The organism is Pseudomonas sp. MEJ108 (genome assembly GCF_030208985.1).
Lineage (GTDB): Bacteria > Pseudomonadota > Gammaproteobacteria > Pseudomonadales > Pseudomonadaceae > Aquipseudomonas > Aquipseudomonas fragariae.
This window is the reverse complement of sequence record NZ_JARVSW010000074.1, coordinates 21,469-45,715: the sequence shown is the minus strand read 5'-3', so window position 1 is coordinate 45,715 and position 24,247 is coordinate 21,469. Positions and strand designations below refer to the sequence as shown.

Annotated in this window: 25 protein-coding genes and 1 tRNA gene; 6 read left to right on the top strand and 20 right to left on the bottom strand. The window is 58.9% G+C overall.

The genetic code is table 11. The features are described 5' to 3' along the window. Nucleotides 1-520: 520 nt before the first annotated feature. From QRN50_RS24115 to QRN50_RS24060, 12 genes are all read right to left on the bottom strand, one after another. Nucleotides 521-1,432, bottom strand: a complete 912-nt coding sequence (locus QRN50_RS24115; RefSeq protein WP_096126457.1) for a glycosyltransferase family 2 protein — start codon at nt 1,430-1,432, stop codon at nt 521-523. A gap of 41 nt (nt 1,433-1,473) precedes the next feature. Next, on the bottom strand, nt 1,474-2,364 hold the full coding sequence (gene rfbA, locus QRN50_RS24110) for a glucose-1-phosphate thymidylyltransferase RfbA (RefSeq protein ID WP_096126456.1): 891 nt from the start codon (nt 2,362-2,364) through the stop codon (nt 1,474-1,476). Further along, on the bottom strand, nt 2,361-3,266 hold the full coding sequence (rfbD, locus tag QRN50_RS24105) for a dTDP-4-dehydrorhamnose reductase (protein ID WP_096126455.1): 906 nt from the start codon (nt 3,264-3,266) through the stop codon (nt 2,361-2,363). The genes rfbA and rfbD overlap by 4 nt, the downstream gene beginning before the upstream one ends. Beyond that, nucleotides 3,266-4,339 (bottom strand): dTDP-glucose 4,6-dehydratase, encoded by a 1,074-nt coding sequence (gene rfbB, locus QRN50_RS24100; protein ID WP_096126454.1) that lies wholly within the window; start codon nt 4,337-4,339, stop codon nt 3,266-3,268. Before rfbB ends, rfbD begins: the two co-directional genes overlap by 1 nt. Before the next feature lie 306 nt (nt 4,340-4,645). Beyond that, nucleotides 4,646-5,746, bottom strand: a complete 1,101-nt coding sequence (gene ychF / locus QRN50_RS24095) for a redox-regulated ATPase YchF (RefSeq protein WP_003404927.1) — start codon at nt 5,744-5,746, stop codon at nt 4,646-4,648. A gap of 21 nt (nt 5,747-5,767) precedes the next feature. Further along, nucleotides 5,768-6,352, bottom strand: a complete 585-nt coding sequence (gene pth / locus QRN50_RS24090; RefSeq protein WP_003317127.1) for an aminoacyl-tRNA hydrolase — start codon at nt 6,350-6,352, stop codon at nt 5,768-5,770. Between the two features lie 164 nt (nt 6,353-6,516). Continuing rightward, nucleotides 6,517-7,131, bottom strand: coding sequence for a 50S ribosomal protein L25/general stress protein Ctc (locus QRN50_RS24085; protein ID WP_003317126.1), 615 nt, complete (start codon nt 7,129-7,131; stop codon nt 6,517-6,519). A gap of 124 nt (nt 7,132-7,255) precedes the next feature. Then, nucleotides 7,256-8,197, bottom strand: a complete 942-nt coding sequence (locus QRN50_RS24080; protein ID WP_003317125.1) for a ribose-phosphate pyrophosphokinase — start codon at nt 8,195-8,197, stop codon at nt 7,256-7,258. A gap of 45 nt (nt 8,198-8,242) precedes the next feature. After that, nucleotides 8,243-8,317 (bottom strand) — tRNA-Gln (locus QRN50_RS24075). A gap of 37 nt (nt 8,318-8,354) precedes the next feature. Further along, nucleotides 8,355-9,203: a 4-(cytidine 5'-diphospho)-2-C-methyl-D-erythritol kinase gene (gene ispE / locus QRN50_RS24070; RefSeq protein WP_096126453.1), complete on the bottom strand. Its 849-nt coding sequence runs from the start codon at nt 9,201-9,203 to the stop codon at nt 8,355-8,357. 2 nt (nt 9,204-9,205) lie between these two features. Further along, the gene (lolB, locus tag QRN50_RS24065) at nt 9,206-9,823 is read right to left on the bottom strand and encodes a lipoprotein insertase outer membrane protein LolB (RefSeq protein WP_003365627.1); all 618 of its coding nucleotides are present in this window, start codon (nt 9,821-9,823) and stop codon (nt 9,206-9,208) included. A gap of 4 nt (nt 9,824-9,827) precedes the next feature. Beyond that, nucleotides 9,828-11,555, bottom strand: coding sequence for a tetratricopeptide repeat protein (locus QRN50_RS24060; RefSeq protein WP_079998079.1), 1,728 nt, complete (start codon nt 11,553-11,555; stop codon nt 9,828-9,830). 226 nt (nt 11,556-11,781) lie between these two features. On the opposite strand from QRN50_RS24060, the gene hemA reads away from it, so the two are divergent. The 6 genes from hemA to QRN50_RS24030 all read left to right on the top strand — a co-directional run bounded on the left by hemA (nt 11,782) and on the right by QRN50_RS24030 (nt 17,181). Further along, nucleotides 11,782-13,059 carry a glutamyl-tRNA reductase gene (gene hemA, locus QRN50_RS24055; protein WP_003404937.1) on the top strand — a complete coding sequence of 426 codons (1,278 nt, stop codon included), beginning with the start codon at nt 11,782-11,784 and terminating at the stop codon, nt 13,057-13,059. After that, nucleotides 13,056-14,138, top strand: coding sequence for a peptide chain release factor 1 (gene prfA, locus QRN50_RS24050; RefSeq protein ID WP_003404940.1), 1,083 nt, complete (start codon nt 13,056-13,058; stop codon nt 14,136-14,138). Before hemA ends, prfA begins: the two co-directional genes overlap by 4 nt. Further along, the gene (prmC, locus tag QRN50_RS24045; RefSeq protein ID WP_096126452.1) at nt 14,139-14,972 is read left to right on the top strand and encodes a peptide chain release factor N(5)-glutamine methyltransferase; all 834 of its coding nucleotides are present in this window, start codon (nt 14,139-14,141) and stop codon (nt 14,970-14,972) included. Further along, nucleotides 14,966-15,736, top strand: coding sequence for a molybdopterin-synthase adenylyltransferase MoeB (locus tag QRN50_RS24040; RefSeq protein WP_162492729.1), 771 nt, complete (start codon nt 14,966-14,968; stop codon nt 15,734-15,736). Before prmC ends, QRN50_RS24040 begins: the two co-directional genes overlap by 7 nt. Beyond that, a complete protein-coding gene (gene murI / locus QRN50_RS24035) occupies nt 15,729-16,544 on the top strand; it encodes a glutamate racemase (protein ID WP_054091877.1) in 816 nt (271 codons plus the stop codon). The genes QRN50_RS24040 and murI overlap by 8 nt, the downstream gene beginning before the upstream one ends. A gap of 118 nt (nt 16,545-16,662) precedes the next feature. Further along, nucleotides 16,663-17,181: an acyloxyacyl hydrolase gene (locus tag QRN50_RS24030; RefSeq protein WP_002552154.1), complete on the top strand. Its 519-nt coding sequence runs from the start codon at nt 16,663-16,665 to the stop codon at nt 17,179-17,181. 302 nt (nt 17,182-17,483) lie between these two features. Here QRN50_RS24030 and QRN50_RS24025 read toward each other — a convergent pair whose 3' ends face one another. From QRN50_RS24025 to phrB, 8 genes are read right to left on the bottom strand one after another with little or no spacing between them, the layout of a single operon-like run. Beyond that, nucleotides 17,484-17,840, bottom strand: coding sequence for a YkgJ family cysteine cluster protein (locus QRN50_RS24025; RefSeq protein WP_046722219.1), 357 nt, complete (start codon nt 17,838-17,840; stop codon nt 17,484-17,486). Continuing rightward, a complete protein-coding gene (locus QRN50_RS24020) occupies nt 17,795-18,304 on the bottom strand; it encodes a DUF2878 domain-containing protein (RefSeq protein ID WP_024641569.1) in 510 nt (169 codons plus the stop codon). Before QRN50_RS24020 ends, QRN50_RS24025 begins: the two co-directional genes overlap by 46 nt. Further along, nucleotides 18,297-19,565, bottom strand: a complete 1,269-nt coding sequence (locus QRN50_RS24015) for an SAM-dependent methyltransferase (protein ID WP_024652616.1) — start codon at nt 19,563-19,565, stop codon at nt 18,297-18,299. Before QRN50_RS24015 ends, QRN50_RS24020 begins: the two co-directional genes overlap by 8 nt. After that, nucleotides 19,552-20,352, bottom strand: coding sequence for a DUF1365 domain-containing protein (locus QRN50_RS24010; protein ID WP_004406949.1), 801 nt, complete (start codon nt 20,350-20,352; stop codon nt 19,552-19,554). The genes QRN50_RS24015 and QRN50_RS24010 overlap by 14 nt, the downstream gene beginning before the upstream one ends. Further along, entirely contained in the window at nt 20,349-21,596 is a 1,248-nt protein-coding gene (locus QRN50_RS24005) for an NAD(P)/FAD-dependent oxidoreductase (protein WP_024641570.1), read from the bottom strand. The genes QRN50_RS24010 and QRN50_RS24005 overlap by 4 nt, the downstream gene beginning before the upstream one ends. After that, entirely contained in the window at nt 21,593-22,381 is a 789-nt protein-coding gene (locus QRN50_RS24000) for an SDR family NAD(P)-dependent oxidoreductase (RefSeq protein ID WP_004406947.1), read from the bottom strand. The genes QRN50_RS24005 and QRN50_RS24000 overlap by 4 nt, the downstream gene beginning before the upstream one ends. Beyond that, nucleotides 22,378-22,800, bottom strand: coding sequence for a nuclear transport factor 2 family protein (locus tag QRN50_RS23995; protein WP_003433711.1), 423 nt, complete (start codon nt 22,798-22,800; stop codon nt 22,378-22,380). Before QRN50_RS23995 ends, QRN50_RS24000 begins: the two co-directional genes overlap by 4 nt. Continuing rightward, entirely contained in the window at nt 22,793-24,241 is a 1,449-nt protein-coding gene (gene phrB / locus QRN50_RS23990) for a deoxyribodipyrimidine photo-lyase (protein WP_004406945.1), read from the bottom strand. Before phrB ends, QRN50_RS23995 begins: the two co-directional genes overlap by 8 nt. Between the last annotated feature and the right edge of the window lie 6 nt (nt 24,242-24,247).

Sequence of the window (24,247 nt, the reverse complement as noted above, 5' to 3'; positions counted from 1 at the left end):
AAAATGTCTGCGCTGGATAAGGGGGTAGTTCTGTTATGACTGTGGGGCGCGGGGCATGCATCGTCTATTTGTAGTTTTCCGACGTAGGTTCCGACGATGAGCAACACAAGGTCTTCATTGCAGGACGGTTTTACGAATTGAAGCGTGTCCGGTATCTGAGCTCATGGCCGTATGGGTGACTCAAACTCTGTCATCCTTGGTTGGGCGGTACAAGTGACCCCTCCTTCCGAGGCTGGTTCCGTTCACCCCGTTTACACAGGCTTCTTTGCGCTTTTGATACCGAAAACAAAGGCCTGCACATTAACATAAGCCGCCGCCGGAGAACATTCGGTGCCCTGCGAAATTAAGCGGTTTCGGTACTGTGACCGATGCCCGGCCATGCGGTGGCTAAAGTTCTCTCTGGCTTTGGGCGCAGATGTTGAAAACCCGTATTTTCAGAAGGTTGCGATGCCTGAACATCGGTTTAATCAGGCAGCATCGCTGTGGCTGGGCCAGAAGGGCGCGAGTGGCTATCTGGCAGTCAACGCTTGCTTAGCATTGCTGTAAGGCAGGCAATAATGAAGAAGATCTTGTCTCTCGGTCTCCTGCGGCATTGCGCTGCCTTGAACGCGAGCTTCAGGAACGACAGCCGCGTACTCACGTGTTTCCCCGCAGGATGCAGTTGGCTGTCTCCGATCAACTGGCCAATCAGCACTACCTGCCCGGCCCACCAACCGTCAGCAATCTTTTTCAGTCGACTGATGAGTGAGGCAAGCCCGGTGTTGGCGCCAACCTGATTGTTGGCGTGTTGACGGTAGTCCATGCCGGGAACCGGATCGATAAGCCATCGAAAGCCGTGACTGCGAGCAAATGCGTAACAGTACCAGTCGTGCAGGCTGACGGCCTGAGCTGCATCCCAGTGGGAAAGGAGGGATGACTTGAAGGCATCTGCAAGCCGGCGATTCATCACATAGGTGCAGCCTGGGCCTGCAGCTTCGAACAGATAGTCCCACTGGACCTGAGGCTGAGCCTTGTCCAGCAGTACACGCCGACCATCCGGCCAGAATGCGGTGACATTGCTGGAATAGGCATCATGATGACCCAGCGCCAAAGCCGCTACGGCGCGCTGAAGCTTGTCCGGATGCCAGATATCATCTTGATCGGAGAAAGCAACGTAATCGAATGTCGAGAAGTCGACATCCCGGATCAAGCGAAAGAAGTTGCGTGACGCTCCGCCAAATCGTCCGGCAGGCGACAGCAGGGAGATACTCGCATGGTGCTGAGCGTAGTCGGCACACCATGCTTCAGTGCCGTCCGTGGAGGTATCGACACTGATGAACACGCTGACGCAGACGTTTGTCTGCGTCAGGATTGAATCAAGTTGCGCCTCTATCCAAGCCATACCGTTATAGGCTGCCAATAGCACGGCTACCTTGGGAAAAACAGATGACATACTGTTCGCAGCCTTGCGGTATGGGATAGAGGTTTGCAGTCTTAGAACGAGCCCAGATCCAGCAGCTTCTGCAGATACTGGCCGTAGCCAGTCTTCTTCAGCTTCTGAGCCTGTTCACCCAACTGAGCGGCGGTGATCCAGCCGTTGGTGTAGGCGATCTCTTCCAGGCAGGCAACTTTCCAGCCCTGACGCTGCTCGATGGTGTGCACGAAATGGCTCGCTTCAAGCAGCGACTCATGAGTGCCCGTGTCCAGCCACGCAAAGCCACGACCGAGAATTTCTACGGTCAGGCTCTTCTGCTCGAGGTAAGCACGGTTTACATCAGTGATTTCCAGCTCGCCGCGCTCGGAAGGCTTGATATTCTTCGCGATTTCGACGACCTGATTGTCGTAGAAGTACAGACCGGTGACTGCATAGCTCGACTTCGGTGCTGCAGGCTTTTCTTCGATGCTCAAGGCGCGGCCGGTTTCGTCGAACTCGACAACACCAAAGCGCTCTGGGTCAGAAACGTGGTAACCGAAGACGGTCGCACCGTGGGTCTGCTGGCTGGCCGAGCGCAGGTTGTCGGAGAAGTGCTGGCCGTAAAAGATGTTGTCGCCCAGGATCAGGCAGCAAGGATCTTCACCGATGAACTCTTCGCCGATGATGAACGCCTGTGCCAGGCCGTCAGGCGTAGGTTGTTCAGCATAAGTAAGCTGAATACCGTACTGGCTGCCATCTCCCAGCAGTTTGCGGAAGCTTGGCAGATCTTCTGGTGTGGAGATGATCAGGACTTCACGCATCCCCGCCAGCATCAGCACTGAAAGAGGGTAAAAAATCATCGGCTTGTCGTAGATAGGCAGCATCTGCTTGGATACGCCAAGGGTGAGCGGGTGCAGACGAGTGCCCGAGCCGCCGGCCAGGATGATGCCTTTGCGATTGATGGTGGTCATTTATTCAGAGTTTCCATGAGCATTCGGGCTACACCACTTTGCCAGTCAGGCAGGTGCAGAGAAAAATTGTGGCGCAGCTTTTCTGTGTTCAGACGCGAATTCAGAGGGCGTTGCGCGGGTGTCGGATATTCGATGGTGCCGATGGGATTGATCGTTTGCACCGCCAGGGGTTCCCCGTTGGCCCGGGCGAAATCAATTACATACTGCGCGTAGGCATGCCATGACACTTCGCCGGCAGGTGCCAGGTTGTAGATGCCACACAGCTCCGGCTTCGCCAGCGTTTGAAGCAGGGCTGCAGTCGCTATGTCGGCCAGCAACTCGGCTCCTGTAGGCGCTCCAATCTGATCGGCAATCACATTGAGCGCCGGGCGATCTTTTGCAAGGCGCAACATGGTTTTGGCAAAGTTGTTGCCGCGTGCCGCGTAAACCCAGCTGGTACGGAAGATCAGGTGCTTGCAGCCTGAGGCAGCGATAAGTTGCTCGCCTTCAAGTTTGGTCGCGCCGTAATAGTTGACCGGCGACACGACATCGCTTTCTTTCCATGCGGTGTTGCCCGAACCGTCGAACACATAGTCGGTCGAGTAATGAACCAATAGCGCGTCCAGCATGCGCGCTTCTTCTGCCAGGACCTGACTGGCCAAGGCATTGACCCTGTGCGCGAGCTCACGCTCGGTTTCGGCCTTGTCGACAGCGGTATAGGCTGCGGCGTTGACGATAACCTGAGGTTTGACGCAGCGAATGGTATTGCGCAAGCCATCCAGATCAGAAAGATCGCCAGAAAGCTCGCCATAAGCCGTCGATACGCTATGGCGGTCAAGAGCGACAACTTCACCTACTACAGCGAGTGAACGTTGCAACTCCCAACCCACTTGGCCGTTTTTGCCCAGCAGAAGAATTTTCATCATTTATCGGCGCGCGCTCTGTAGTTCTTGTCGATCCATTGCTGGTAGCTTCCGCTCTTCACGTGAGCAACCCACTCCGGGTTATCGAGATACCATTGCACCGTCTTGCGGATGCCGGATTCGAAGCTTTCTTCCGGCACCCAGCCCAGCTCACGCTGAATCTTGCTGGCATCAATCGCGTAGCGCAGATCATGGCCCGGGCGGTCCTGCACATAAGTGATCAGGCTGGCATGCGGGCGATGGGCTGAGTCCGGACGCAGTTGGTCGAGCAGGGCGCAGACAGTGTTGACCACTTCGAGGTTCTGCTTCTCGTTGTGACCACCGATGTTATAGGTTTCGCCGATCTCGCCTTCGGTGACGACTTTGTACAATGCGCGGGCGTGGTCTTCTACGTAGAGCCAGTCACGAACCTGATCACCTTTGCCGTAGATAGGCAGCGGTTTGCCTTCAAGCGCATTGAGAATGATCAGCGGGATCAGCTTCTCGGGGAAATGGCACGGGCCGTAATTGTTGGAGCAGTTGGTCACCAGAGTAGGCAGGCCGTAGGTACGGCTCCAGGCGCGTACCAGGTGGTCAGAGCTGGCCTTGCTGGCCGAGTAGGGTGAGCTTGGCTGGTAAGGGGTGGTCTCGGTGAAGAGATCTTCCGGGCCTTCCAGGTCGCCATACACTTCATCGGTGGAAATATGATGAAAGCGGAAGTTGGCCTTGCGTGCTTCGTCCAGTTGGCTCCAGTAGCCACGCGCAGCTTCAAGCAGCGTATAGGTGCCGATGATGTTGGTCTGGATAAACTCCGAAGGGCCTGTGATCGAGCGATCGACATGCGATTCGGCCGCCAGGTGCATCACGGCATCGGGCTGATGTTCTTTGAAAACCCGATCCACGTCATCACGGTTGCAGATATCGACATGCTCAAACGCATAGCGCTCGCTTTGATCGGCTGACTGCAGCGACTCGAGGTTGCCTGCATAGGTCAGCTTGTCGACGTTAACGACGGAATCGGTTGTGTTGGCAATGATGTGCCTGATGACCGCCGAACCGATGAAGCCAGCACCGCCTGTTACTAAGATCTTCAAAAGAGTATCTACCTTGGGTTGTGACAAGGCTCTGCCCGGTCCGTGGAAACAATCGCTGATCGGCCTTCGTCTTTCAGACATCTGCTGCGTTAAACATGAATGTTTAAATGACGTGGATGAGCGATGGTTAAAAAACGACATTTTACATATAAAAACAGACATCCCCATCAAAAATTTGAGGGTGTCGGCGATAGTGTGGAGCGCTTGAGCATGGCGGTGCATAAAAACGCGAAAGCCCCGGATAATGGGGCTTTCGCTGTGATCGGAGCGCGCTCTTGTCGAGCGCCCTCTGGGTATGCGTGATGCTTACACGTTAAACCGGAAATGCATCACATCACCGTCCTTGACGATGTATTCCTTGCCTTCCAGACGCCACTTGCCGGCTTCCTTGGCACCTGACTCACCCTTGAACTGGATGAAGTCGTCATATGCCACCACTTCGGCGCGGATGAAGCCTTTTTCGAAGTCGGTGTGGATCACGCCTGCGGCTTGGGGTGCGGTGGCACCGACGCGGACGGTCCAGGCACGGACTTCTTCGACGCCTGCGGTGAAGTAGGTCTGCAGGTGGAGCATTTCGTAGCCAGCGCGGATCACGCGGTTCAGGCCGGGTTCTTCGAGGCCCAGGGCTTCGAGGAACATGTCCTTCTCTTCGCCGTCATCAAGCTCGGCGATTTCGGCTTCGATCTTGTTGCAGACCGGCACCAGCATTGCGCCTTCTTCCTCGGCGATGGCGCGGACCACGTCCAGCAACGGGTTGTTCTCGAAACCGTCTTCGGCGACGTTGGCGATGTACATGACCGGCTTGGTGGTCAGCAGGTGGAAGCCACGGATGGTGGCTTTCTCGTCGTTGCTCATGCTCTTCATCAGGCTGCGTGCAGGCTTGCCTTCGCTGAAGTGTGCAATCAACTGTTCCAGCAGGCCTTTCTGGACCACTGCGTCCTTGTCGCCGCCTTTGGCGTTGCGGGTGACCTTTTGCAGTTGCTTCTCGCAGCTGTCGAGGTCGGCGAAGATCAGTTCCAGATCGATGATCTCGATGTCGCGCTTGGGGTCGACGCTGTTGGAAACGTGAATCACGTTCTCGTCTTCAAAGCAGCGCACCACGTGGGCGATGGCATCGGTCTCGCGGATGTTGGCGAGAAACTTGTTGCCCAGGCCTTCGCCCTTCGAAGCGCCTGCCACGAGGCCGGCGATGTCGACGAACTCCATGGTGGTCGGCAGGATGCGTTTCGGGTTGACGATGGCAGCCAGGGCCGCCAGACGCGGGTCGGGCATCGGCACGATACCGCTGTTCGGCTCGATGGTGCAGAAGGGGAAGTTCTCGGCCGCGATACCAGATTTGGTCAGGGCGTTGAACAGGGTGGACTTGCCGACGTTAGGCAGGCCGACGATGCCGCAATTGAATCCCATGGTGTTTCCCCTCGAGTGATGTCAGGCCTTCTGGCTGTGCAGGTTTTTCATCGCCCGGTTCCATTCACCGGCGAAGATATCCGGCAGCACGCCGAGGGCAAAGTCGATACTGGCGTCCAGTTTTTCCTGTTCGGCGCGTGGCGCTCGACCCAGGACAAAGCCGGATACCTTGCTGGCATCGCCCGGGTGGCCAATGCCAAGCCGCAAGCGATGGAATGTGTTCTGGTTGCCGAGCTGCGCAATGATGTCGCGCAGCCCGTTATGACCGCCATGGCCGCCACCCACTTTGAGTTTGGCAACGCCCGGAGGCAGGTCCAGTTCGTCATGCGCCACCAGAATCGACTCGACCGGGATGCGATAAAAGCCCGCGAGTGCCGCGACAGCCTGGCCGCTGCGGTTCATGTAAGTGGTGGGAATCAGCAGACGAACATCCTGACCCTGGTGCGTGAAGCGCCCGGTCAGGCCAAAGAATTTGCGCTCGGGAACGAGGTTAACTCGTTGCGCCGCAGCAATACGCTCAACAAAAAAAGCCCCTGCGTTATGCCGGGTCTGTTCGTATTCGGCGCCTGGATTTCCCAAGCCCACGATCAGTTGTATGGCGGTCACGACAGGGGCTCTTCCTTTGGAGTTGAGGGTTGAACCGCTGACGACAGCGGCAATGTGGACGAAAACTGCTCATTTACCATGATGTAAACTCAGCGATCTCGCCCGCTTTGCCTGCTATCGCTCGCGATGTCTCCTGAGCAACTCCGACGTTACCAAGTAATGAATTACTCGGCAGCGCCTTCTTCAGCTTCACCTTCTTCTTCGTCTTTGACGATACGCGGTGCGTGGACGTTGGCGATTGCCAGGTCAGTACCGTGTGCCAAAGCGACGAACTCAACGCCTTTAGGGGCTTTCAGTTCGGACAGGTGAACGTTGTCACCTACTTCCAGCGCGCCCAGATCGACTTCGATGAACTCAGGCAGGTCTTTCGGCAGGCAGGTCACTTCCAGTTCAGTGGTAGTGTGCGAGATCTCGCCGCCTTTCTTGACCGGAGCTTCTTCGTTCAGGAAGTGGATCGGCACGATTGCGGTCAGTTTCTGGCCGGCAATAACGCGCACGAAGTCAGCGTGCATCACGTGGCCTTTGGCCGGGTGACGTTGCAGCGCCTTGATGATGACGTTTTGCTTCTTGCCACCAACGTTCAGCTCGATGATGTGGCTGTAGGCCGCATCGTTTTCCAGCAGTTTGGCAACTTCCTTGGCCAGCATGCTGATGGACTCGGGGGCTTTGTCGCCACCGTAGACGACGGCTGGAACCAGGCTAGCGAGACGACGCAGGCGGCGGCTCGCACCTTTCCCCAGGTCGGAACGCTGTTCTGCATTCAGGGTAAATTCGTTCATGTTGTATCTCCAAATTAACCACATCCACCGTTGCGTTTGCGACCAGCGCTCGGATGGTATGGGCAAAAAAGCCCCGCCCTGACCGGATGTCAGGGCGGGGCGCTTTTCGTCTGCGTGATGTCAGTTAACGGAACATCGCGCTGATCGATTCTTCGTTGCTGATGCGGCGAACCGCTTCGGCGACTACCGGGGCAATATCCAGTTGACGGATACGGCCACAGGCTTGAGCAGCGGCGGACAACGGGATGGTGTTGGTCACCACCAGTTCGTCCAGCACGGAATTTTCAATGTTTTCGATCGCCCGACCCGACAGCACAGGGTGTGTGCAGTAGGCGAAGACCTTGGCAGCACCATGCTCTTTCAGGGCCTTGGCCGCGTGGCACAGCGTGCCGGCGGTATCGACCATGTCATCGACCAGAATGCAGGTACGCCCTTCGACATCACCAATGATATGCATCACTTCGGAGTGATTGGCTTTCTCACGGCGTTTGTCGATGATACCGAGATCGACACCCAGGGATTTGGCGACAGCACGTGCACGCACGACACCACCGATGTCCGGGGAAACGATCATCAGGTTTTCGAAGCGCTGATCTTCGATGTCATCCACCAGAACGGGGGAGCCGTAGATGTTATCTACCGGAATGTCGAAGAAGCCCTGAATCTGGTCAGCATGAAGATCAACCGTGAGCACACGGTCGATTCCCACTACGGTCAGCATATCAGCGACAACTTTTGCGCTGATGGCAACACGTGCGGAACGCGGACGGCGATCCTGGCGGGCATAACCAAAGTAGGGAATCACAGCAGTGATTCGGGACGCTGAGGAGCGACGGAAGGCATCAGCCATCACGACGAGTTCCATCAGGTTGTCGTTCGTGGGTGCGCAGGTCGGCTGAATGATAAAGACGTCTTTACCGCGGACGTTTTCATTAATCTCAGTGCTGATTTCGCCGTCGGAGAATTTTCCAACAGAAACATCACCCAGTGGGATATGCAGCTGACGTACTACACGCCGAGCGAGATCGGGGTTGGCATTCCCCGTAAAGACCATCATCTTGGACACGCGCAGTACCTAGAGGCTGAGGGTAACCTGGATGAGTATAGAAAATGGCAGGGGCGGCTGGATTCGAACCAACGCATGGCAGGATCAAAACCTGCTGCCTTACCGCTTGGCGACGCCCCTGTATTGAATCAATCGAGTGCCTGGCACTCAATTCCTGCTACAGAATTTGCAGCTTGCGATGCAACATCGAGATGTTGCTTCCTTTCGCTACGAACCCCGTAAGGGTCTCTGTAAGAAGGGCCGAGACTTTATCAGCTTCAGCTTTGTTTGGGAAGGCCCCAAACACACAACTTCCAGTTCCGGTTAATTTTGCTTCGGTAAATTTACCTAACAAATTCAAAGCGTTACGTACTTCTGGGTAACGCCTCTCTACAACCGCCTTACAGTCATTTCGACTGTTTCCCTTGGGAACGGGGCGCACTTTAATGGGCGGCGTGTCGCGTGTCAACAACGGATCTGAAAAAATTTCTGCTGTACTTACAGATACTTGCGGGACGAGCACCAAATACCAGGGTTCTTCCGGGTCCACCGGGGTGAGAATTTCGCCGACGCCCTCAGCAAAAGCGGCATGTCCACGTACGAAAACCGGTACATCGGCGCCCAGTGTCAGCCCCAGTTGCGCCAGACGATCCTCATCCCAGCCGAGCTGCCATAAATGATTCAGGGCGAGCAGGGTGGTCGCTGCATCCGAGCTGCCGCCGCCGATACCGCCACCCATGGGCAGGCGTTTTTCCAGCCAGATGTCCATGCCCAGTGTGCAGCCGGACTGTTTCTGCAGGGCACGGGCGGCTTTGACGATCAGGTTACTGTCATGCGGGACACCGGGAACGTCGGTCTGCAGGTGAATCTCGCCGTCCTCGCGAACGGTAAAACCCAGTTCGTCGCCGTAATCGAGAAACTGAAACAGCGTCTGCAGTTCGTGATAACCGTCAGGACGACGTCCGAGAATGTGCAGCATGAGGTTGAGTTTTGCCGGGGCAGGCAAAACCAGTTGTGGCGTGCTCATGGTCATTGCCCCAGTTTGCGAGGCTGCCAGTCCTTGATGACCAGCGTGACATCCAGATCCTGCCCGTGCAGCTTGACGCGCTCTGGCAGCCAATAGCCGTTCTGCTCGACGTAGCTGAGGTATTCCACCTGCCAGCCATCCTGTTCAAGGCTGGCCAGTCGGCTGTCGCCATCGAGTGTCACGTTGCTTTTGCTGTCCGGTGCCGGTAGACCGCGTACCCACCATACAAGGTGCGACACGGGCAGTTTCCAGCCCAGTTGATCCTGCAGCAGTGATTCTGGCGAGGTGGCTTCGTAGCGGCCCTGATTGGCAACTTCGAGCACCACGGCGCCGGGCCTGCCGGTCAGCCGCGCTGCACCACGACCGAGCGGGCCGGACAGGCGGATGTCGTAGTAATCCTGGCGCTGCAGCCAGAACAGGGTACCGCTGCCGGAGTCTTTCGGCGCGCGGATACCGACCTTGCCATTGATCTGCCAGCCATCGAGGCTGCTCAGTTGCTGTTTGTGCTCGCGCCATTGCGCGGGGTCACCCTTGCCCTGAACGGCTTCGCGGGAGGTGAGGCCGGCGCAGCCGGTGAGCAGGGCGATGAGGCTGAATACGATTACGTGGCGCAAAAACATAACGTCAAAGGGTCTCTGATCCGGTCAAGCGTCGCAATGTGCTGCGCAGGACGGTGCTGTCGGGTTGTTGTTCAAGGGCCTTGGCCCAGACTTTTTTGGCTTCGCGCTGCTCGCCCTTGGCCCAGAGTACTTCGCCCAGGTGGGCGGCCACTTCGTGGTCGGGGAAGCGTTCGAGTGCCTGACGCAGGTAGCGCTCGGCATCGTCCAGATTGCCCAGGCGGTAGTTCACCCAGCCAAGGCTGTCGAGCACTGCCGGATCGTCGGGGCTGATCTTGTGGGCTTTTTCGATCAGGTCGCGTGCCTCGCTATAACGCGTCGTGCGATCGGAAAGGGTGTAGCCCAGCGCATTCAGCGCCATGGCGTTTTCCGGTTCGCGCTTGATGATGGTGCGCAGGTCTTTTTCCATCTGCGCCAGATCATTGCGTTTTTCAGCCAGCATGGCGCGGGTGTACAGCAGGTTGGCGTCGTCCGGGTATTGCTTGAGCGCCTGATTCAGCACCTGCCAGCCACGGTCCAGTTGATCATTGCTGGTCAGGGTTTCGGCTTCGATCAGGTACAGCTGGATTGCATAATCGGGCTCTTCGGCGCGCGCTTCGGACAGCCGTTTGGCGGCTTCGGCACCGTTACCGTTGCTGACCAGAATATCGGCCTGGCGCAATTGCGCCGCCAGGAAGTCCGGGCCGGGACCGACCTGAGCGTATTCGTTGAGCGCGCTTTGCGGGTCATCGCGCTCTTCGTGGATGCGGCCCAGATTCAAATGCGCCGAATCGACATGCGCGCCACGGGCGATCAGCTCTTCCAGATAGCCCGCTGCTTCGTCCCAGGCCTTGGCTTCAAGGCACACCAGGGCCAGCGAAAAGCGCAGCTCGTCGTCATCCGGATACTGCTGCAAGAGTGCGGAAAACTGCACTTTGGCGTCTTCCATGCGGTTCTGCTCGACGAGCATGCGCGCATAGGTCAGGCGCAGGCGCTTGTCGTCGGGGTATTTCTTGATGCTTTTTTCCAGCAGGGGCACCGCTTCCTTGCCTCGATTCATGCTTTGCAGCAGGCGGGCATGCAGCAGGATCGGCGCGATTTCACCTTCTTTCGGCGGGTTGTCTTCAAGCAGTTTCAGCGATTGTTCGGAATCGCCGTTCTGCTGCAGCAACAGCGCCTTGCCGAAAATCAGCTGGCCGTTGTTCGGGTATTTGCCCAGCAGTCGGTCAAAGCTCTTGAGCAGACCATTGCGGGTATCCGGATCTGTTTCGGCCGCCGACAGGGCCAGAAAATCGAAGTGCGTGTCGCCCTGGCCTTGCAGGACTCTCTCCATGTACACAAGGGAATCGTCGTAACGCCCGGCGCGCGCCAGTTGGATGGCGGCAGCTCGTTGCGCTTCAAGATTGCCCGGCGCGTTCCTCGCCCAGATCAGCGCGGTATCCAGCGCCGATTGATCGGCACCCATGTACTCGGCGATCTGATAAGCGCGCTCCGAGACCCCCGGATCCTGAGTCTTGATCGCCTGGGTCACATAGTTGTCCAGGGCGATGTCGAAGCGGTTGCGCTGGCCAGCCAGCTCCGCACTCAACAGGCTGACCAGGGTGTCCTGAGTGAACGAGCCATAGACCTGCGGCTTGGCTTCAGGCGCGGGCGGGGCGTCCTTTTGAGCGGGCACAGGCTGTGACGAGGCGGGAGTCATGGACTGACAGCCACCCAGAAAGGCGAGAGCAAGGAACAACGCGGAGGATCTATTCATATATAAGAAGGGCGGCTTACCTGCGGTGGGAGCATCATGACACAAGGCTGTTGGCAAAACCCACAGCCGTCGGAAAAACTGATGCAATGCGTGTGTTTGCAGTGTCGCGGAGCCGAAAGCACGGTCTGCGACGAGCGATTGTAGTGGGACAATAATATGTGGTGGTTGTTCTGAGCTTATCGAAGTAGGACAATTACCGGCTTCACGTCACCACCTGCGACCCTGAATGGCCTTCCTTGCACTCGGTATCAACCATAAGACCGCCTCGGTCGACGTTCGCGAGCGTGTGGCATTTACCCCGGAACAGCTGGTCGAGGCATTGCAGCAGCTCTGCCAACTGACGGAAAGCCGCGAGGCTGCGATCCTTTCGACCTGCAACCGCAGCGAGTTGTACATCGAACACGAGCACCTTGGCGCGGACAGTATTCTTGCCTGGCTGGCCAATTATCATCACCTCAGTCTTGAAGAATTGCGTGCCAGTGCTTACGTGCACGAAGATGACGCTGCCGTGCGGCACATGATGCGTGTCGCCTCGGGGCTCGATTCGCTGGTGCTCGGCGAGCCGCAGATTCTCGGCCAGATGAAGTCCGCCTACGCGGTTGCCCGCGAAGCCGGCACGGTCGGGCCGTTGCTCGGTCGTCTGTTTCAGGCGACGTTCAGCGCTGCCAAACAGGTACGTACCGACACTGCCATTGGCGAAAACCCGGTCTCTGTGGCCTTTGCTGCAGTCAGCCTGGCGAAACAGATTTTCAGTGATCTGCAACGCAGCCAGGCCTTGTTGATCGGTGCAGGCGAGACCATTACTCTGGTCGCCCGGCATCTGCATGATCTGGGCGTCAAGCGTATCGTGGTCGCCAACCGCACGCTGGAACGCGCCAGCATGCTTGCCGCCGAGTTCGGTGCGCACGCGGTGCTGTTGTCGGACATCCCGGCGGAACTGGTCAACAGCGATATCGTGATCAGCTCCACCGCCAGCCAGTTGCCGATTCTGGGCAAGGGCGCCGTGGAAAGTGCGTTGAAGCTGCGCAAGCACAAACCGATTTTCATGGTCGATATCGCTGTACCGCGGGATATCGAGCCTGAAGTCGGCGAGCTGGACGATGTTTACCTGTACAGCGTTGATGACCTGCATGAAGTGGTGGCAGAGAATCTCAAGAGCCGTCAGGGCGCGGCGCTGGCCGCCGAGCAACTGGTCAGCGTGGGTGCCGAGGACTTCATGTCGCGCCTGCGCGAACTGGCCGCAGTCGACGTGCTGCGTGCCTATCGTCAGCAAAGCGAACGGCTGCGTGACGAAGAGCTGAGCAAGGCGCAACGTATGCTGGCCAACGGCAGCAATGCCGAGGACGTACTGATCCAGCTGGCACGTGGTCTGACCAACAAATTGCTGCATGCACCCAGCGTGCAGCTCAAGAAGCTGTCTGCCGAAGGTCGCGTCGATGCGCTGGCCATGGCCCAGGAACTTTTTGCCCTCGGTGAGGGCTCGACGGATAAACCCCCGCAATGAAAGCTTCACTGCTCAATAAGCTGGATGTGCTCAGCGACCGTTTCGAGGAACTGACCGCGCTGCTCGGCGACGCGGAAGTCATCAGCGACCAGACACGCTTTCGCGCCTATTCCCGTGAATACGCTGAAGTGGAGCCAGTGGTTGCGCTCTACGCGCAGTTGCTCAGGGTGCAGGGCGACCTGGAGGGCGCACAGGCGCTGCTCAAGGACAGCGATCCGGACATGCGCGAAATGGCCGTCGAGGAAGTTCGCGAAACCAAACAGCAACTGGTCGAGCTGGAAGCGCAATTGCAGCGCATGCTGTTGCCCAAGGACCCGAACGACGGTCGTAACGTGTTTCTGGAAATCCGCGCAGGCACCGGTGGTGATGAAGCGGCGATCTTCTCCGGCGACCTGTTCCGCATGTATTCGCGTTACGCCGAGCGGCGTGGCTGGCGCGTCGAGATTCTTTCCGAAAACGAAGGCGAGCATGGCGGCTACAAGGAAGTCATTGCGCGCGTCGAGGGTGACAGCGTCTACGGCAAGCTGAAATTCGAGTCCGGTGCGCACCGTGTGCAGCGTGTTCCGGAGACCGAGTCCCAGGGCCGTATCCATACCTCAGCCTGTACGGTTGCGGTATTGCCGGAGCCTGACGAGCAGCAGGCGATCGAGATCAACCCTGCCGACCTGCGGGTCGATACCTACCGCTCTTCGGGCGCTGGTGGACAGCACGTCAACAAAACCGACTCGGCGATCCGCATTACCCACTTGCCGTCGGGTATTGTCGTCGAGTGCCAGGAAGAGCGTTCGCAGCACAAGAACAGAGCCCGGGCAATGTCCTGGCTATCTGCCAAACTGAATGATCAGCAGACCAGCGCGGCGGCCAATGCCATTGCCAGCGAGCGCAAGCTGCTGGTCGGCTCGGGCGATCGGTCCGAGCGCATACGTACGTATAACTTCCCTCAGGGGCGAGTGACGGATCACCGCGTGAACCTGACTTTGTATTCGCTGGATGAAGTTCTGGCGGGCGGAGTCGATGCAGTGATAGAGCCGCTACTCGCTGAATATCAGGCTGATCAACTTGCGGCACTGGGTGAGTAAATGACCATCATCGCAAGTGTACTCAGAAGCGCCGAGCTTCCCGATTCACCGACTGCACGGCTTGATGCCGAGCTGCTGCTGGCGGCGGCGCTGGGCAAACCACGCAGTTTCCTGCACACCTGGCCCGAGCGCATCGTCAGCACCGAAGCCGCCGTGGCATTCGCCGGCTACATGGAGCGCCGCCGCAAAGGCGAGCCGGTCGCTTACATCCTCGGCCAGCAGGGCTTCTGGAAGCTGGATCTGGAAGTCGCCCCGCACACGTTGATCCCGCGGCCCGAAACCGAAATGCTGGTCGAGGCGGCACTGGAACTGGTGCCTGCCTTCGCACCCGCTCAGGTGCTGGACCTCGGCACCGGCACCGGCGCAATTGCGCTGGCGCTGGCCAACGAACGCCAGCAATGGAAGGTCACCGCGGTTGACCGTGTGCCAGAGGCCGTCGCCTTGGCTGAGCGTAACCGGCAGCGCTTGCAACTGAACAACGCCGAAGTCTTTGAAAGCCACTGGTTCGGTGGCCTGCAAGGTCGACAGTTCGACCTGATCATCAGCAACCCGCCGTACATCTCTGACGCAGATCCGCATCTGTCGGCTGGCGACGTGCGTTTTGAGCCGAGCAGTGCGCTGGTGGCCGGTTCCGACGGGCTGGATGACTTGCGCACGATCATCGAACAGGCGCCTGCACATCTAAATGCGGATGGCTGGCTGCTGCTGGAGCACGGCTACGATCAGGGACCTGCGGTGCGTGAGCTGCTGATTCGCCAGGGCTTCGAGCGTATTCAGACGCGCCGTGATCTGGGCGAGCATGAGCGCATCACGTTCGGATGCAAGCTGTGCTGAGTGATCAGGAGCTGCTGCGCTACAGTCGCCAGATTCTGCTGCAACATGTTGATATCAATGGCCAGCTAAGACTCAAACAAAGTCGTGCGCTGGTCGTGGGCGTCGGCGGGCTTGGCTCGCCGGTGGCCCTGTATCTGGCCGCCGCTGGGGTTGGTGAGCTGCATCTGGCGGATTTCGATCACGTCGACCTGACCAACCTGCAACGCCAGATCATCCACGACACTCAGAGCATCGGGCAGGCCAAGGTAGATTCGGCCATCACCCGGCTCAATGCGATCAATCCCGAGATCACCCTTGTCGCTCATCGTGCAGCGCTGGATACCGACTCACTGGATGCGGCGGTACAGGCTGTCGATCTGGTGCTCGATTGCTCGGATAATTTCGCCACTCGCGAAGCGGTCAACGCCGCCTGTGTCGCTGCCGGCAAGCCGTTGGTCAGTGGTGCGGCCATTCGGCTTGAAGGGCAGTTGTCGGTGTTCGACCCGCGTCGTGCGGACAGCCCTTGTTACCATTGTCTGTACGGGCATGGCAGCGAAGCCGAACTGACCTGCAGCGAGGCCGGTGTCATCGGCCCGCTGGTCGGTCTGGTTGGCAGCCTGCAAGCGCTGGAGGCGTTGAAACTGCTGGCCGGCTTTGGCGAACCCATGGTCGGTCGACTGTTATTGATCGACGCCTTGAGCACGCGTTTCCGTGAACTGAAGGTCAAGCGTGACCCGGCGTGCAGCGTCTGTGGTCCGGCCAGTGTGCAGCGCGAGCATGCGTGACGTGCATATGAGCCATGGCAGCGATGCACCGGTCGGAATCTTCGATTCCGGGGTCGGTGGTCTGTCGGTGCTCAATGAAATCCGCCAGCTGTTGCCCAGCGAGTCGCTGCTGTATCTGGCGGACTGCGGGCACATTCCCTACGGTGAAAAGACTCCCGAATTCATCATCGAGCGATGCCTGACGATTGCCGGGTTTTTCCGCGAGCAGGGGGCCAAGGCGCTGGTCGTCGCCTGCAACACGGCTACTGCCGCAGGTGTGTCGCACCTACGTCAGCGCTACCCGGACTGGCCGATTGTCGGTATGGAGCCAGCGGTCAAACCGGCTGCCGAGGCGACCCGCAGCGGCGTTGTCGGTGTGCTGGCGACTACCGGAACGCTGCAAAGCGCCCGCTTTGCGGCCTTGCTGGACCGTTTTGCCAACGATGTGCGGGTCGTGACCCAGCCGTGCCCCGGGCTGGTCGAGCTGATCGAAACCGGCGACCTGGTCAGTCCGCAAATCCGTCAGCTGCTGCAGCACTATGTCGAGCCATTGCTGGCAGCGCGCTGTGACACGATCATTCTGGGCTGTACTCATTACCCGTTTCTCAAGCCATTGCTGCGCGAAATGCTCCCCGAATCGGTCACCCTGATCGATACCGGAGCCGCAGTGGCGCGGCAGCTGCAGCGTCTTTTGGCGCGGTCCGGCCTGCTTGCCAGTGGTGTCGCCCGAGACACTGTGTATTGGTCTAGTGACATACCGGACAATTTCAGAAAAATCCTACCTTTTTTGTCGCAAAACGTCGGCAATGTGAGAAGCTTCCGTTTGTAAAAAAAACGTGAAAAAAAGCGCTTTTGGGGTGAACTTACGTCGCCTCCGCGGCTTCTATAAAAGCGGCTGATGAATTCCAACACTTTTCGTACAATTTAATATATTTAGGACGTTTCTCATGAAGAGACTCTTTTGCCTGGCCGTGATTGCGGCCGCTTTGGCAGGGCAAGCTTCAATCGCGCAGGCTGATGGTGTTGAGTTTTCGGTCGGTCAGACCGGCGAGTCGACCATGACTTATCGTCTGGGCGTGCAGTTTGATTGGGATAAAACCTGGCTGCAAAGCGACATCGGTCGTCTGACCGGCTACTGGGATGGCGCTTACACCTACTGGGATGGCAAGGACTACAAGGATAACCACAGCCTGTCGTTCTCCCCGGTTCTGGTCTACGAGTTCGGCAACGGCAACGTCAAGCCATACGTAGAAGCCGGTATCGGCGTCTCGGTGTTCTCCAACACCCAGGTCGAAGACCGCAAGTTCGGTTCTGCCTTCAACTTCGAAGACCGTATCGGTTTCGGTCTGCGCTTCGCGGGCGGGCATGAAGTCGGTATCCGTGCGACCCACTACTCCAACGCCGGCATCAAAGAGCCGAACGACGGTATAGAGAGCTACGCACTGCACTACAAGATGCCGTTCTGATAAAACAGCTGCCTCTCATGCCAGCGCCCCGCGTTGGCATGCATTTCGTGACGCTCCGCTCCGGACCATCCCCCCCCCGCAGAAGAGCCCGGGTGACGGCGCTTTCAGGCTTCTGCCCGCAGGGCGTAGGAGCGAACTTGTTCGCGAAAGGGCCGGTATATTCACCGAAAATACTTCGTCTGAACTGACGCCTTCGCGAACAAGCGAAGCGTCGCCCGGTCCGCTCCTACGGCCTTCGGCCAGAATCAAGAACAGATTTGTGTATAACGCTTAGCACAGCGCGTGGGGACGATAGTGATGAATCAAAGATAAGCCGTCGCAATCCCTTTGCGTTCGTTCAGGCAGTCTTCCGCACCCGCTTCGAATTCACGACAGATCAACGGGCGTTTCTCGTAGATCGTGCACATCATCGTGTTGCGATCCAGCGCAGCGCACCAGCCGTCATCCAGGCGCAACATGACCTCGCCACCCCACTCATCGGTATCGATGTAACGCTCAGGCACGCCCGTGTCGGTGATCAGCATCACTTCCAGTTGGCAGCAGCAGGCTGCGCAGGTCGAACAAGTGACTGCCGGTTCGCCGTGGACCTCGGCGAGCGGAATGAGTGTAGCGTTCAGAGCGTTTCTCCCGAGTGTCTGGCGGCGCGGGCTGCCAGCCATTGCAGCAGGGGAAATATACCCGCCCAGACCAGCCCCAGCACCAGCATGCCTGGCCACACTCCGAGGGGAAGGTGGACCTGGGCCAGTTGCGAGCCGGCATAGTACGACATCGGGCCGCCAATAGCGCCCAGCACGACTGCACGCCATAGCGGCTTCGCCGTCCAGGCCAGGCAATGATTGAGCGTGGTGCCCAGCACCGCCCACAACAGCGCCAGCCACAACGGCAAGAGGTAGCCGCCCGTGCCGAAATCAAAAACGCCGAGTGTCATCAAGGTACTGTCCAGCACGATACCGATCAAGGTCACCGTCAGAATCAGCCGGCCTTCCGCTGCCCATGAGCTGATCCACAGAAAATGCACCGCCAGCACGCCCACGGCGATCAGCAGCCAGAAGCTGTTGCCGCCCAGTACGCAGGCGAACCAGCCGATCTGAAACAACAGCGCGTTGGCAATGGATTTAAGCATTGAAGCGCCCAAGCAGCGGTTCGCGCAGCGCTTCGGGCTTGGCGAGCAGCAGTTGCGCGGTGCCGATGGTCCGCTCCAGGAAGCCGCCTTCGCAGTAGCACAGGTAAAACTCCCACAGGCGCAGGAAATGCTCGTCGTAACCCAGCTCGGCGAGTTTGCCGTGGGCGTTTTTGAAGTTGTCGTGCCACAGGCGCAGGGTGCGCGCGTAGTGCAAGCCGAAATCTTCCATGTGCAGCAGGTTCATGTCGGTATCGCTGCCGACGATGTCGAGCATCTTCGCCACCGAGGGCAGGGCGCCACCGGGGAAAATGTAACGCTGGATGAAGTCCACAGTGCGCTTGGCCTGTGCGTAACGCTGTTCGCGGATGGTGATCGCCTGCAGCAGCATCATGCCGTTGCTTTTCAGCAGGTTCGCGCATTGCTTGAAGTAGGTGGGCAGAAAGCGATGGCCGACCGCTTCGATCATCTCGATGGACACCAGCTTGTCGTACTCACCGGTCAGGTCCCGGTAGTCGGTCAGCAGCAACGTCACGCGATCCTGCAGGCCCAGTTCGATCAGTCGTCGCTCGGTGTAGGCGAACTGCTCCTTGGACAGGGTCGTAGTGGTCACCTGGCAGCCGTAGTGCTGCGCCGCGTAAATAGCCATGCTGCCCCAGCCGGTGCCGATTTCCAGCAAGTGATCGGTGGGCTTCAGGGCGAGTTTCTGACAGATGCGCTCGAGCTTGTTCAACTGCGCCTGTTCCAGCGTGTCGTCTTCGCTGAGGAACTGTGCGGCTGAATACATCATGGTCGGGTCGAGAAACTGCTCGAACAGCGTGTTGCCCAGGTCGTAGTGGGCCGCGATATTTTTCTGCGAGCCTTCGCGTGTATTGCGGTTGAGCCAGTGCAACGCGTGAATCAGCGGGCGGGTCAGGCGCGCCATTCCGCCCTCCATTGCATCCAGCACATCCAGATTGCTGACAAACACCCTGATCACCGCCGTCAGGTCTGGTGTCGTCCAGTAGCCATGAATGAAGGCCTCGCCCGCACCGATGGAACCGTTACTGGCGACCATGCCCCAGGCTGCCGAATCGAGAAGGTGGATTTCAGCCTGAATCAGCGCGCCGTTCTTGCCGAACACATGGCGCTCACCCCGTTCGACAATCACCAACTGGCCGTTGCGCAGTCCGGCGAGTTGCCGCAGCACGCCTCGGCGCAGGAGGTTGGCAGTCAAACCATTAGTGCCCAGATTGGCAGAAAAACTACTGCTACTGCTTTTCATGGAGTGAGTCCTTGGATTGCGCGGCGGCAGCACGGTACTCGCCGTCAGCGGCCTGATGGGAAAAGATGGGTATGCGTTTGACCAACAGGCGCATGGCCTGCCAATAAATGGCCAGACAGGTTTTCGCGGTCATCCATGGATAAGCGATCAGATAGCGATGCAGCGTCTTGCGGTTGAGACTCTGGCGGGTCAGATTGAGCGTGGCGTCAAACATCTTCAGTTCGCCTTGCCAGTCAGCCATGTGTACACCGATCCGTTCGGCGGGCTGGCTGAAGCTCATGCGGTACTCGAGATCACGTGGCAGAAACGGTGAAACATGAAAGGCCTTGGCCACGGCGAAATGCTGATGGCCTTCGCCGGTGGCGGGCAGCACATAGCTGTAGCGCTCGCCCCACGGGGTATTGGTCACTTCACACAGAATGCCGGCCAGTGTGCCGTCAGCTTCGTGGCAGTAGAAAAAACTCACCGGGTTGAACGACAGCCCCCAACTGCGCGCCTGCGTCAGCAGGCAGACGCGGCCAGACGGGATGCGCCCCAACGCTTTGCCGACCCGCTCGCGGACCGCCTCGATGAGCGTCAGTCCTTGCCCGGTCAGCTCTGGCAGATAGTCTCGCTCACGAAACGAGAACGGCGCAAAACGCCCCCGGCCTGCCAGTGGGGAGAGCCCCAGTACGCTGTCCTGTTCATCCAGATCCAGATAGAGCAGGCCTATCCGATAGGTGAACTCATGGGCGCGCGGTGCAAACCGCCGGTGGCTGATCCAGCCACTGTAGAGGGCGCTGTTCACAGCGTTTCACCAAAGGCCTGGGCGACACGCAGGCCGCTGACCACGCCGTCTTCGTGAAAGCCATTGGCCCAGTAGGCGCCGCAGTACCAGGTGTGGTCGACACCGTTGATTTCCTCCCAGCGCGCCTGTGCAGTGATCGCATCGAGGCTGTATTGCGGATGGGCATAGCGGTAGCGGCCAAGGATTTTGGCCGGGTCGATGGCCGCAGTCTGGTTGAGGCTGACGCAGAACGTCGTGTCGCTCTCGATCCCTTGCAGAATGTTCATGTCATAGGTGACGGCGGCCGACTGCTGTTCGCCGCCGCCCAGGCGATAGTTCCAGCTCGCCCAGGCCAGTTTGCGCTTGGGCAGCAGTCGCGTGTCGGTGTGCAGCACCACATCGTTTTCGGCATAGCGCAGCGCGCCGAGAATCGACTGCTCGGCACTCGATGGCTGTGCCAGCAGGGCCAGGGCCTGATCGCTGTGACAGGCAAACACCACCTTGTCGAAACGTTCGCTGCCCATGGCGCTGTGCAGCGTCACACCTTCGCTGTCACGCTCGACACGTGTGACCGGGCAGGACAGACGAATGCGCTCGCGGAACGAGGCTGTCAGCGGTTCCACATAACTTCTGGAACCGCCTTCGATCACGCACCATTGCGGCCGATGAGTGACCGAGAGCAGGCCGTGATTCTTGAAAAAGCGCACGAAGAACTGCAGCGGGAAGCCGAGCATGTCGGCCAGCGACATCGACCAGATCGCCGCGCCCATGGGCACGATGTAATGATCGATGAAGCGCTGGCCATAACCGCCGTTCTTCAGGTACTCGCCCAGCGTGGTGTCTGCCGCGATGCGCTGGTTTTCCAGATCATCGACCGATTGACGATTGAAGCGCAGGATATCGCGCAGCATGCCCCAGAACCGCGGCGACAGCAGGTTGCTGCGCTGGGCGAACAGGCTGTTGAGGTTGTTGCCGTTATATTCCACGCCAGTACGCGGATCATGTACCGAAAAACTCATTTCCGCAGGCTGGAAGCCGACACCCAGCTGGCCTAGCAGGCGAATGAAATTGGGGTAGGTCCAGTCGTTGAAGACAATGAAACCGGTGTCGATCGCGTAGGCGCGGCCTTCGACCTGCACATCCACCGTGTGAGTATGCCCGCCGATCCAGTCCGAAGACTCGAACACGGTCACCTCATGCGCGCGGTTGAGCAGGTAGGCACTGGTCAGGCCAGAAATCCCGCTGCCAATGACTGCGATCTTCATTGCGCGTCCTTATTCGACGATTCGCTGCGCGCCATGCGTTTGCCGAGGGCCAGTCGGGCGCGTGCCGGGAGCAGGGCCAGCAAGCTCATGCTGAAGATGAACAGCGCCGGAAAGGCGATATCCAGTGGACGTTTGTTGCGCCCCAGCTTGCTGGCGATATGTTTGGCTGCCTTCTCGACAGGCCAGCGCATGGGCATGGGGAAATCATTTTTCTGCGTCAGCGGTGTGTCGACGAACCCGGGGCTGACCACTGTCACGTCGATGTTTTCGCTGGCCAGGTCCAGCCGCAGCGCTTCGAGCAGATAACGCAGGCCGGCTTTCGACGCGCCGTAGGCTTCGGCGCGGGGCAGGGCCAGGTAGGTCACCGCACTGGCCACGCCGACCAGGTGCGGCTGATGACCTTTGCGCAGCAGCGGCAACGCGTGCTCGATGCAGTAACTGCTGGCCAGCAGGTTGGTGCGTACCACGCGTTCGACCATGGCCGCTTCAAACTGTCGGGCGTCGATGTATTCGCAGGTGCCCGCGTTGAAGATGGCCGTGTCCAGGGCTCCCCATTGCCGGGCGATGTCGTCGGCAATCGCCTTGACTTGCTCGGGGTCGGTGATGTCACCGGTCACCAGCAGCACCTGCGTGGGATAAACGTTCGCAAGGTTCTGCAATGGCTCAAGCGTGCGGGCGGTCAGCGCGAGCCGGTGACCGGCGTTGAGCAGTTCTTTGGCCAGTGCCAGGCCAATGCCGCTGCTTGCTCCGGTCAACCAGATGCGTCGTGCAACAGGAGTGCTCATCCCAACCTCTTCTTCAACCAATGGATGACTCGACCCATGATGGGCAGATGTTCGTAGAGCAATGCACCGGCATCGAAGTAGTCCCGGTGTCGATAAACCTTGTCGCGCCACTTCAGGTGCGAACAGCCTTCTACCTGAATTGTCCGGCCGGCGGCCAGACGCGGGTGCGAATAACTCATGGTCCAGACCAGATAGCCCTCGCCGGGGCGCACCTCGTCGAAGGCGTGGAAGTCGAAATGCAGGTCCTGGACGTTGGCGTACAGCTCGCCGAAATAGCGGCGCATGGCGGCAAGGCCGTGGATATCGTGCATCGGGTCGCTGAACGACACGTCTTCGCTGTACAGCTCGGCAACCTGATCAAGGTTGTCCTTGTTCAGCGCGGCAAAACCCTCGGCGAAGCGATGCAGGAAATCAGCCATGTTCGACTCCTGCGGCCGGCTGTCGAGCCGGGAGCGCCTTGAACGCTGCCAGGGCGCGGGCGCGGCTCTTGCTCAGGTCGACGATGGGTTTCGGGTAGTCGGCAGCGCCAAACAGGTCACCGATTAACGACGGGTCGTGAATCTGCTTTTTATTCATATCCGCCAGTTCCGGCAGCCAGCGCTTGATGAACACGCCCTCGGGGTCGAAGCGTTCCGACTGCGACAGCGGATTGAAAATACGGAAGTAGGGCGCCGAGTCGGTACCAGTGGACGAGCTCCACTGCCAGCCGCCGTTGTTGGATGCCAGATCACCGTCGATCAGGTGGCGCATGAAAAAGCGCTCGCCCTCACGCCAGTCGATCAGAAGATTTTTGGTGAGAAACATCGCAACGACCATCCTTAGCCGATTGTGCATCCATCCGGTTTCCAGCAACTGGCGCATCGCTGCGTCAATGATTGGCAGCCCGGTACGCGCTTCTTGCCAGGCGCGCAGTTCTTCAGGTGCATCGCGCCACTTCAACGCCTCGGTTTCCGGGCGAAAGGCGCGATGACGCGAGACGCGTGGGTAGCCGACCAGCGTGTGTTTATAGAACTCTCGCCATAATAGCTCGTTGATCCAGGTCACGGTGCCCACGTCGCCAGTCTCGAACTCGCCCTGATTACTGGCCAGTGCCGCGTGCAGGCACTGGCGCGGCGAAATCACCCCGGCCGCCAGATAGGCCGACAACTGGCTGGTGCCGGGCTTGGCCGGAAAGTCGCGTTCGGTCTTGTAGTAGCTGATCTGCTCGTCGGCGAAGGCGTCCATGCGCCGTCTGGCTTCGGCCTCACCGGCCGGCCACAGGTCACGCAAGGCTTTCGAGGGCGTGGCAAAGCCCTTGACCTGCTCGGGAACCGCATCGCTTTTCATCGACTGTGCCGCCTGCGCTTGCGGGGTGCGCACCGGGTGCGGCATGGCCTCGTGCAGTCGGGTGTAGCAGACCTTCTTGAACTGGGTGAATACCTGAAAATAGTTGCCGGTCTTGGTCAGGATGCTGCCAGGCTTGAATAACAGCTGATCGAGGTAGCTGTTGAAGTGCACACCGGCTTTTTCCATTGCCTTCTGCACCGCCTGGTCGCGGCGGGTTTCGTTGATGCCGTATTCCTGATTGAGGTGCAGGCCCTCGACCTTGAACTGTGTGCACAGTGTTGCCAGCACTTCAGGCGCCTGATCCCAGGTGTCCGCCTCGCGGATCAGCAAAGGAACGTTCAACTCGCCCAGCGCCTTCTCGAGCTCGACCAGATTGCGCAGCCAGAAGTCTACCTTGCAGTCGGCATCGTCATGGCTGCGCCACTGCGCAGGACTGAGCAGGTAGACCGCCAGCGTCGGACCGCGCTCCATGGCGGCGGTCAGGGCAGTGTTGTCTTGAGCGCGCAGGTCGCTGCGCAGCCAGATCAGTTGCATGAGAAG

What these genes read in the sequence shown, in the direction of transcription:
- QRN50_RS24115 (WP_096126457.1), bottom strand. Translation starts at nt 1,432, where the DNA reads ATGTCATCTGTTTTTCCCAAGGTAGCCGTGCTATTGGCAGCCTATAAC.
- rfbA (WP_096126456.1), bottom strand. Translation starts at nt 2,364, where the DNA reads ATGACCACCATCAATCGCAAAGGCATCATCCTGGCCGGCGGCTCGGGC.
- rfbD (WP_096126455.1), bottom strand. Translation starts at nt 3,266, where the DNA reads ATGAAAATTCTTCTGCTGGGCAAAAACGGCCAAGTGGGTTGGGAGTTG.
- ychF (WP_003404927.1), bottom strand. Translation starts at nt 5,746, where the DNA reads ATGGGATTCAATTGCGGCATCGTCGGCCTGCCTAACGTCGGCAAGTCC.
- QRN50_RS24085 (WP_003317126.1), bottom strand. Translation starts at nt 7,131, where the DNA reads ATGAACGAATTTACCCTGAATGCAGAACAGCGTTCCGACCTGGGGAAA.
- ispE (WP_096126453.1), bottom strand. Translation starts at nt 9,203, where the DNA reads ATGAGCACGCCACAACTGGTTTTGCCTGCCCCGGCAAAACTCAACCTC.
- lolB (WP_003365627.1), bottom strand. Translation starts at nt 9,823, where the DNA reads ATGTTTTTGCGCCACGTAATCGTATTCAGCCTCATCGCCCTGCTCACC.
- QRN50_RS24060 (WP_079998079.1), bottom strand. Translation starts at nt 11,555, where the DNA reads ATGAATAGATCCTCCGCGTTGTTCCTTGCTCTCGCCTTTCTGGGTGGC.
- hemA (WP_003404937.1), top strand. Translation starts at nt 11,782, where the DNA reads ATGGCCTTCCTTGCACTCGGTATCAACCATAAGACCGCCTCGGTCGAC.
- prfA (WP_003404940.1), top strand. Translation starts at nt 13,056, where the DNA reads ATGAAAGCTTCACTGCTCAATAAGCTGGATGTGCTCAGCGACCGTTTC.
- prmC (WP_096126452.1), top strand. Translation starts at nt 14,139, where the DNA reads ATGACCATCATCGCAAGTGTACTCAGAAGCGCCGAGCTTCCCGATTCA.
- murI (WP_054091877.1), top strand. Translation starts at nt 15,729, where the DNA reads ATGCGTGACGTGCATATGAGCCATGGCAGCGATGCACCGGTCGGAATC.
- QRN50_RS24030 (WP_002552154.1), top strand. Translation starts at nt 16,663, where the DNA reads ATGAAGAGACTCTTTTGCCTGGCCGTGATTGCGGCCGCTTTGGCAGGG.
- QRN50_RS24025 (WP_046722219.1), bottom strand. Translation starts at nt 17,840, where the DNA reads ATGGCTGGCAGCCCGCGCCGCCAGACACTCGGGAGAAACGCTCTGAAC.
- QRN50_RS24020 (WP_024641569.1), bottom strand. Translation starts at nt 18,304, where the DNA reads ATGCTTAAATCCATTGCCAACGCGCTGTTGTTTCAGATCGGCTGGTTC.
- QRN50_RS24015 (WP_024652616.1), bottom strand. Translation starts at nt 19,565, where the DNA reads ATGAAAAGCAGTAGCAGTAGTTTTTCTGCCAATCTGGGCACTAATGGT.
- QRN50_RS24005 (WP_024641570.1), bottom strand. Translation starts at nt 21,596, where the DNA reads ATGAAGATCGCAGTCATTGGCAGCGGGATTTCTGGCCTGACCAGTGCC.
- QRN50_RS24000 (WP_004406947.1), bottom strand. Translation starts at nt 22,381, where the DNA reads ATGAGCACTCCTGTTGCACGACGCATCTGGTTGACCGGAGCAAGCAGC.
- QRN50_RS23995 (WP_003433711.1), bottom strand. Translation starts at nt 22,800, where the DNA reads ATGGCTGATTTCCTGCATCGCTTCGCCGAGGGTTTTGCCGCGCTGAAC.
- phrB (WP_004406945.1), bottom strand. Translation starts at nt 24,241, where the DNA reads ATGCAACTGATCTGGCTGCGCAGCGACCTGCGCGCTCAAGACAACACT.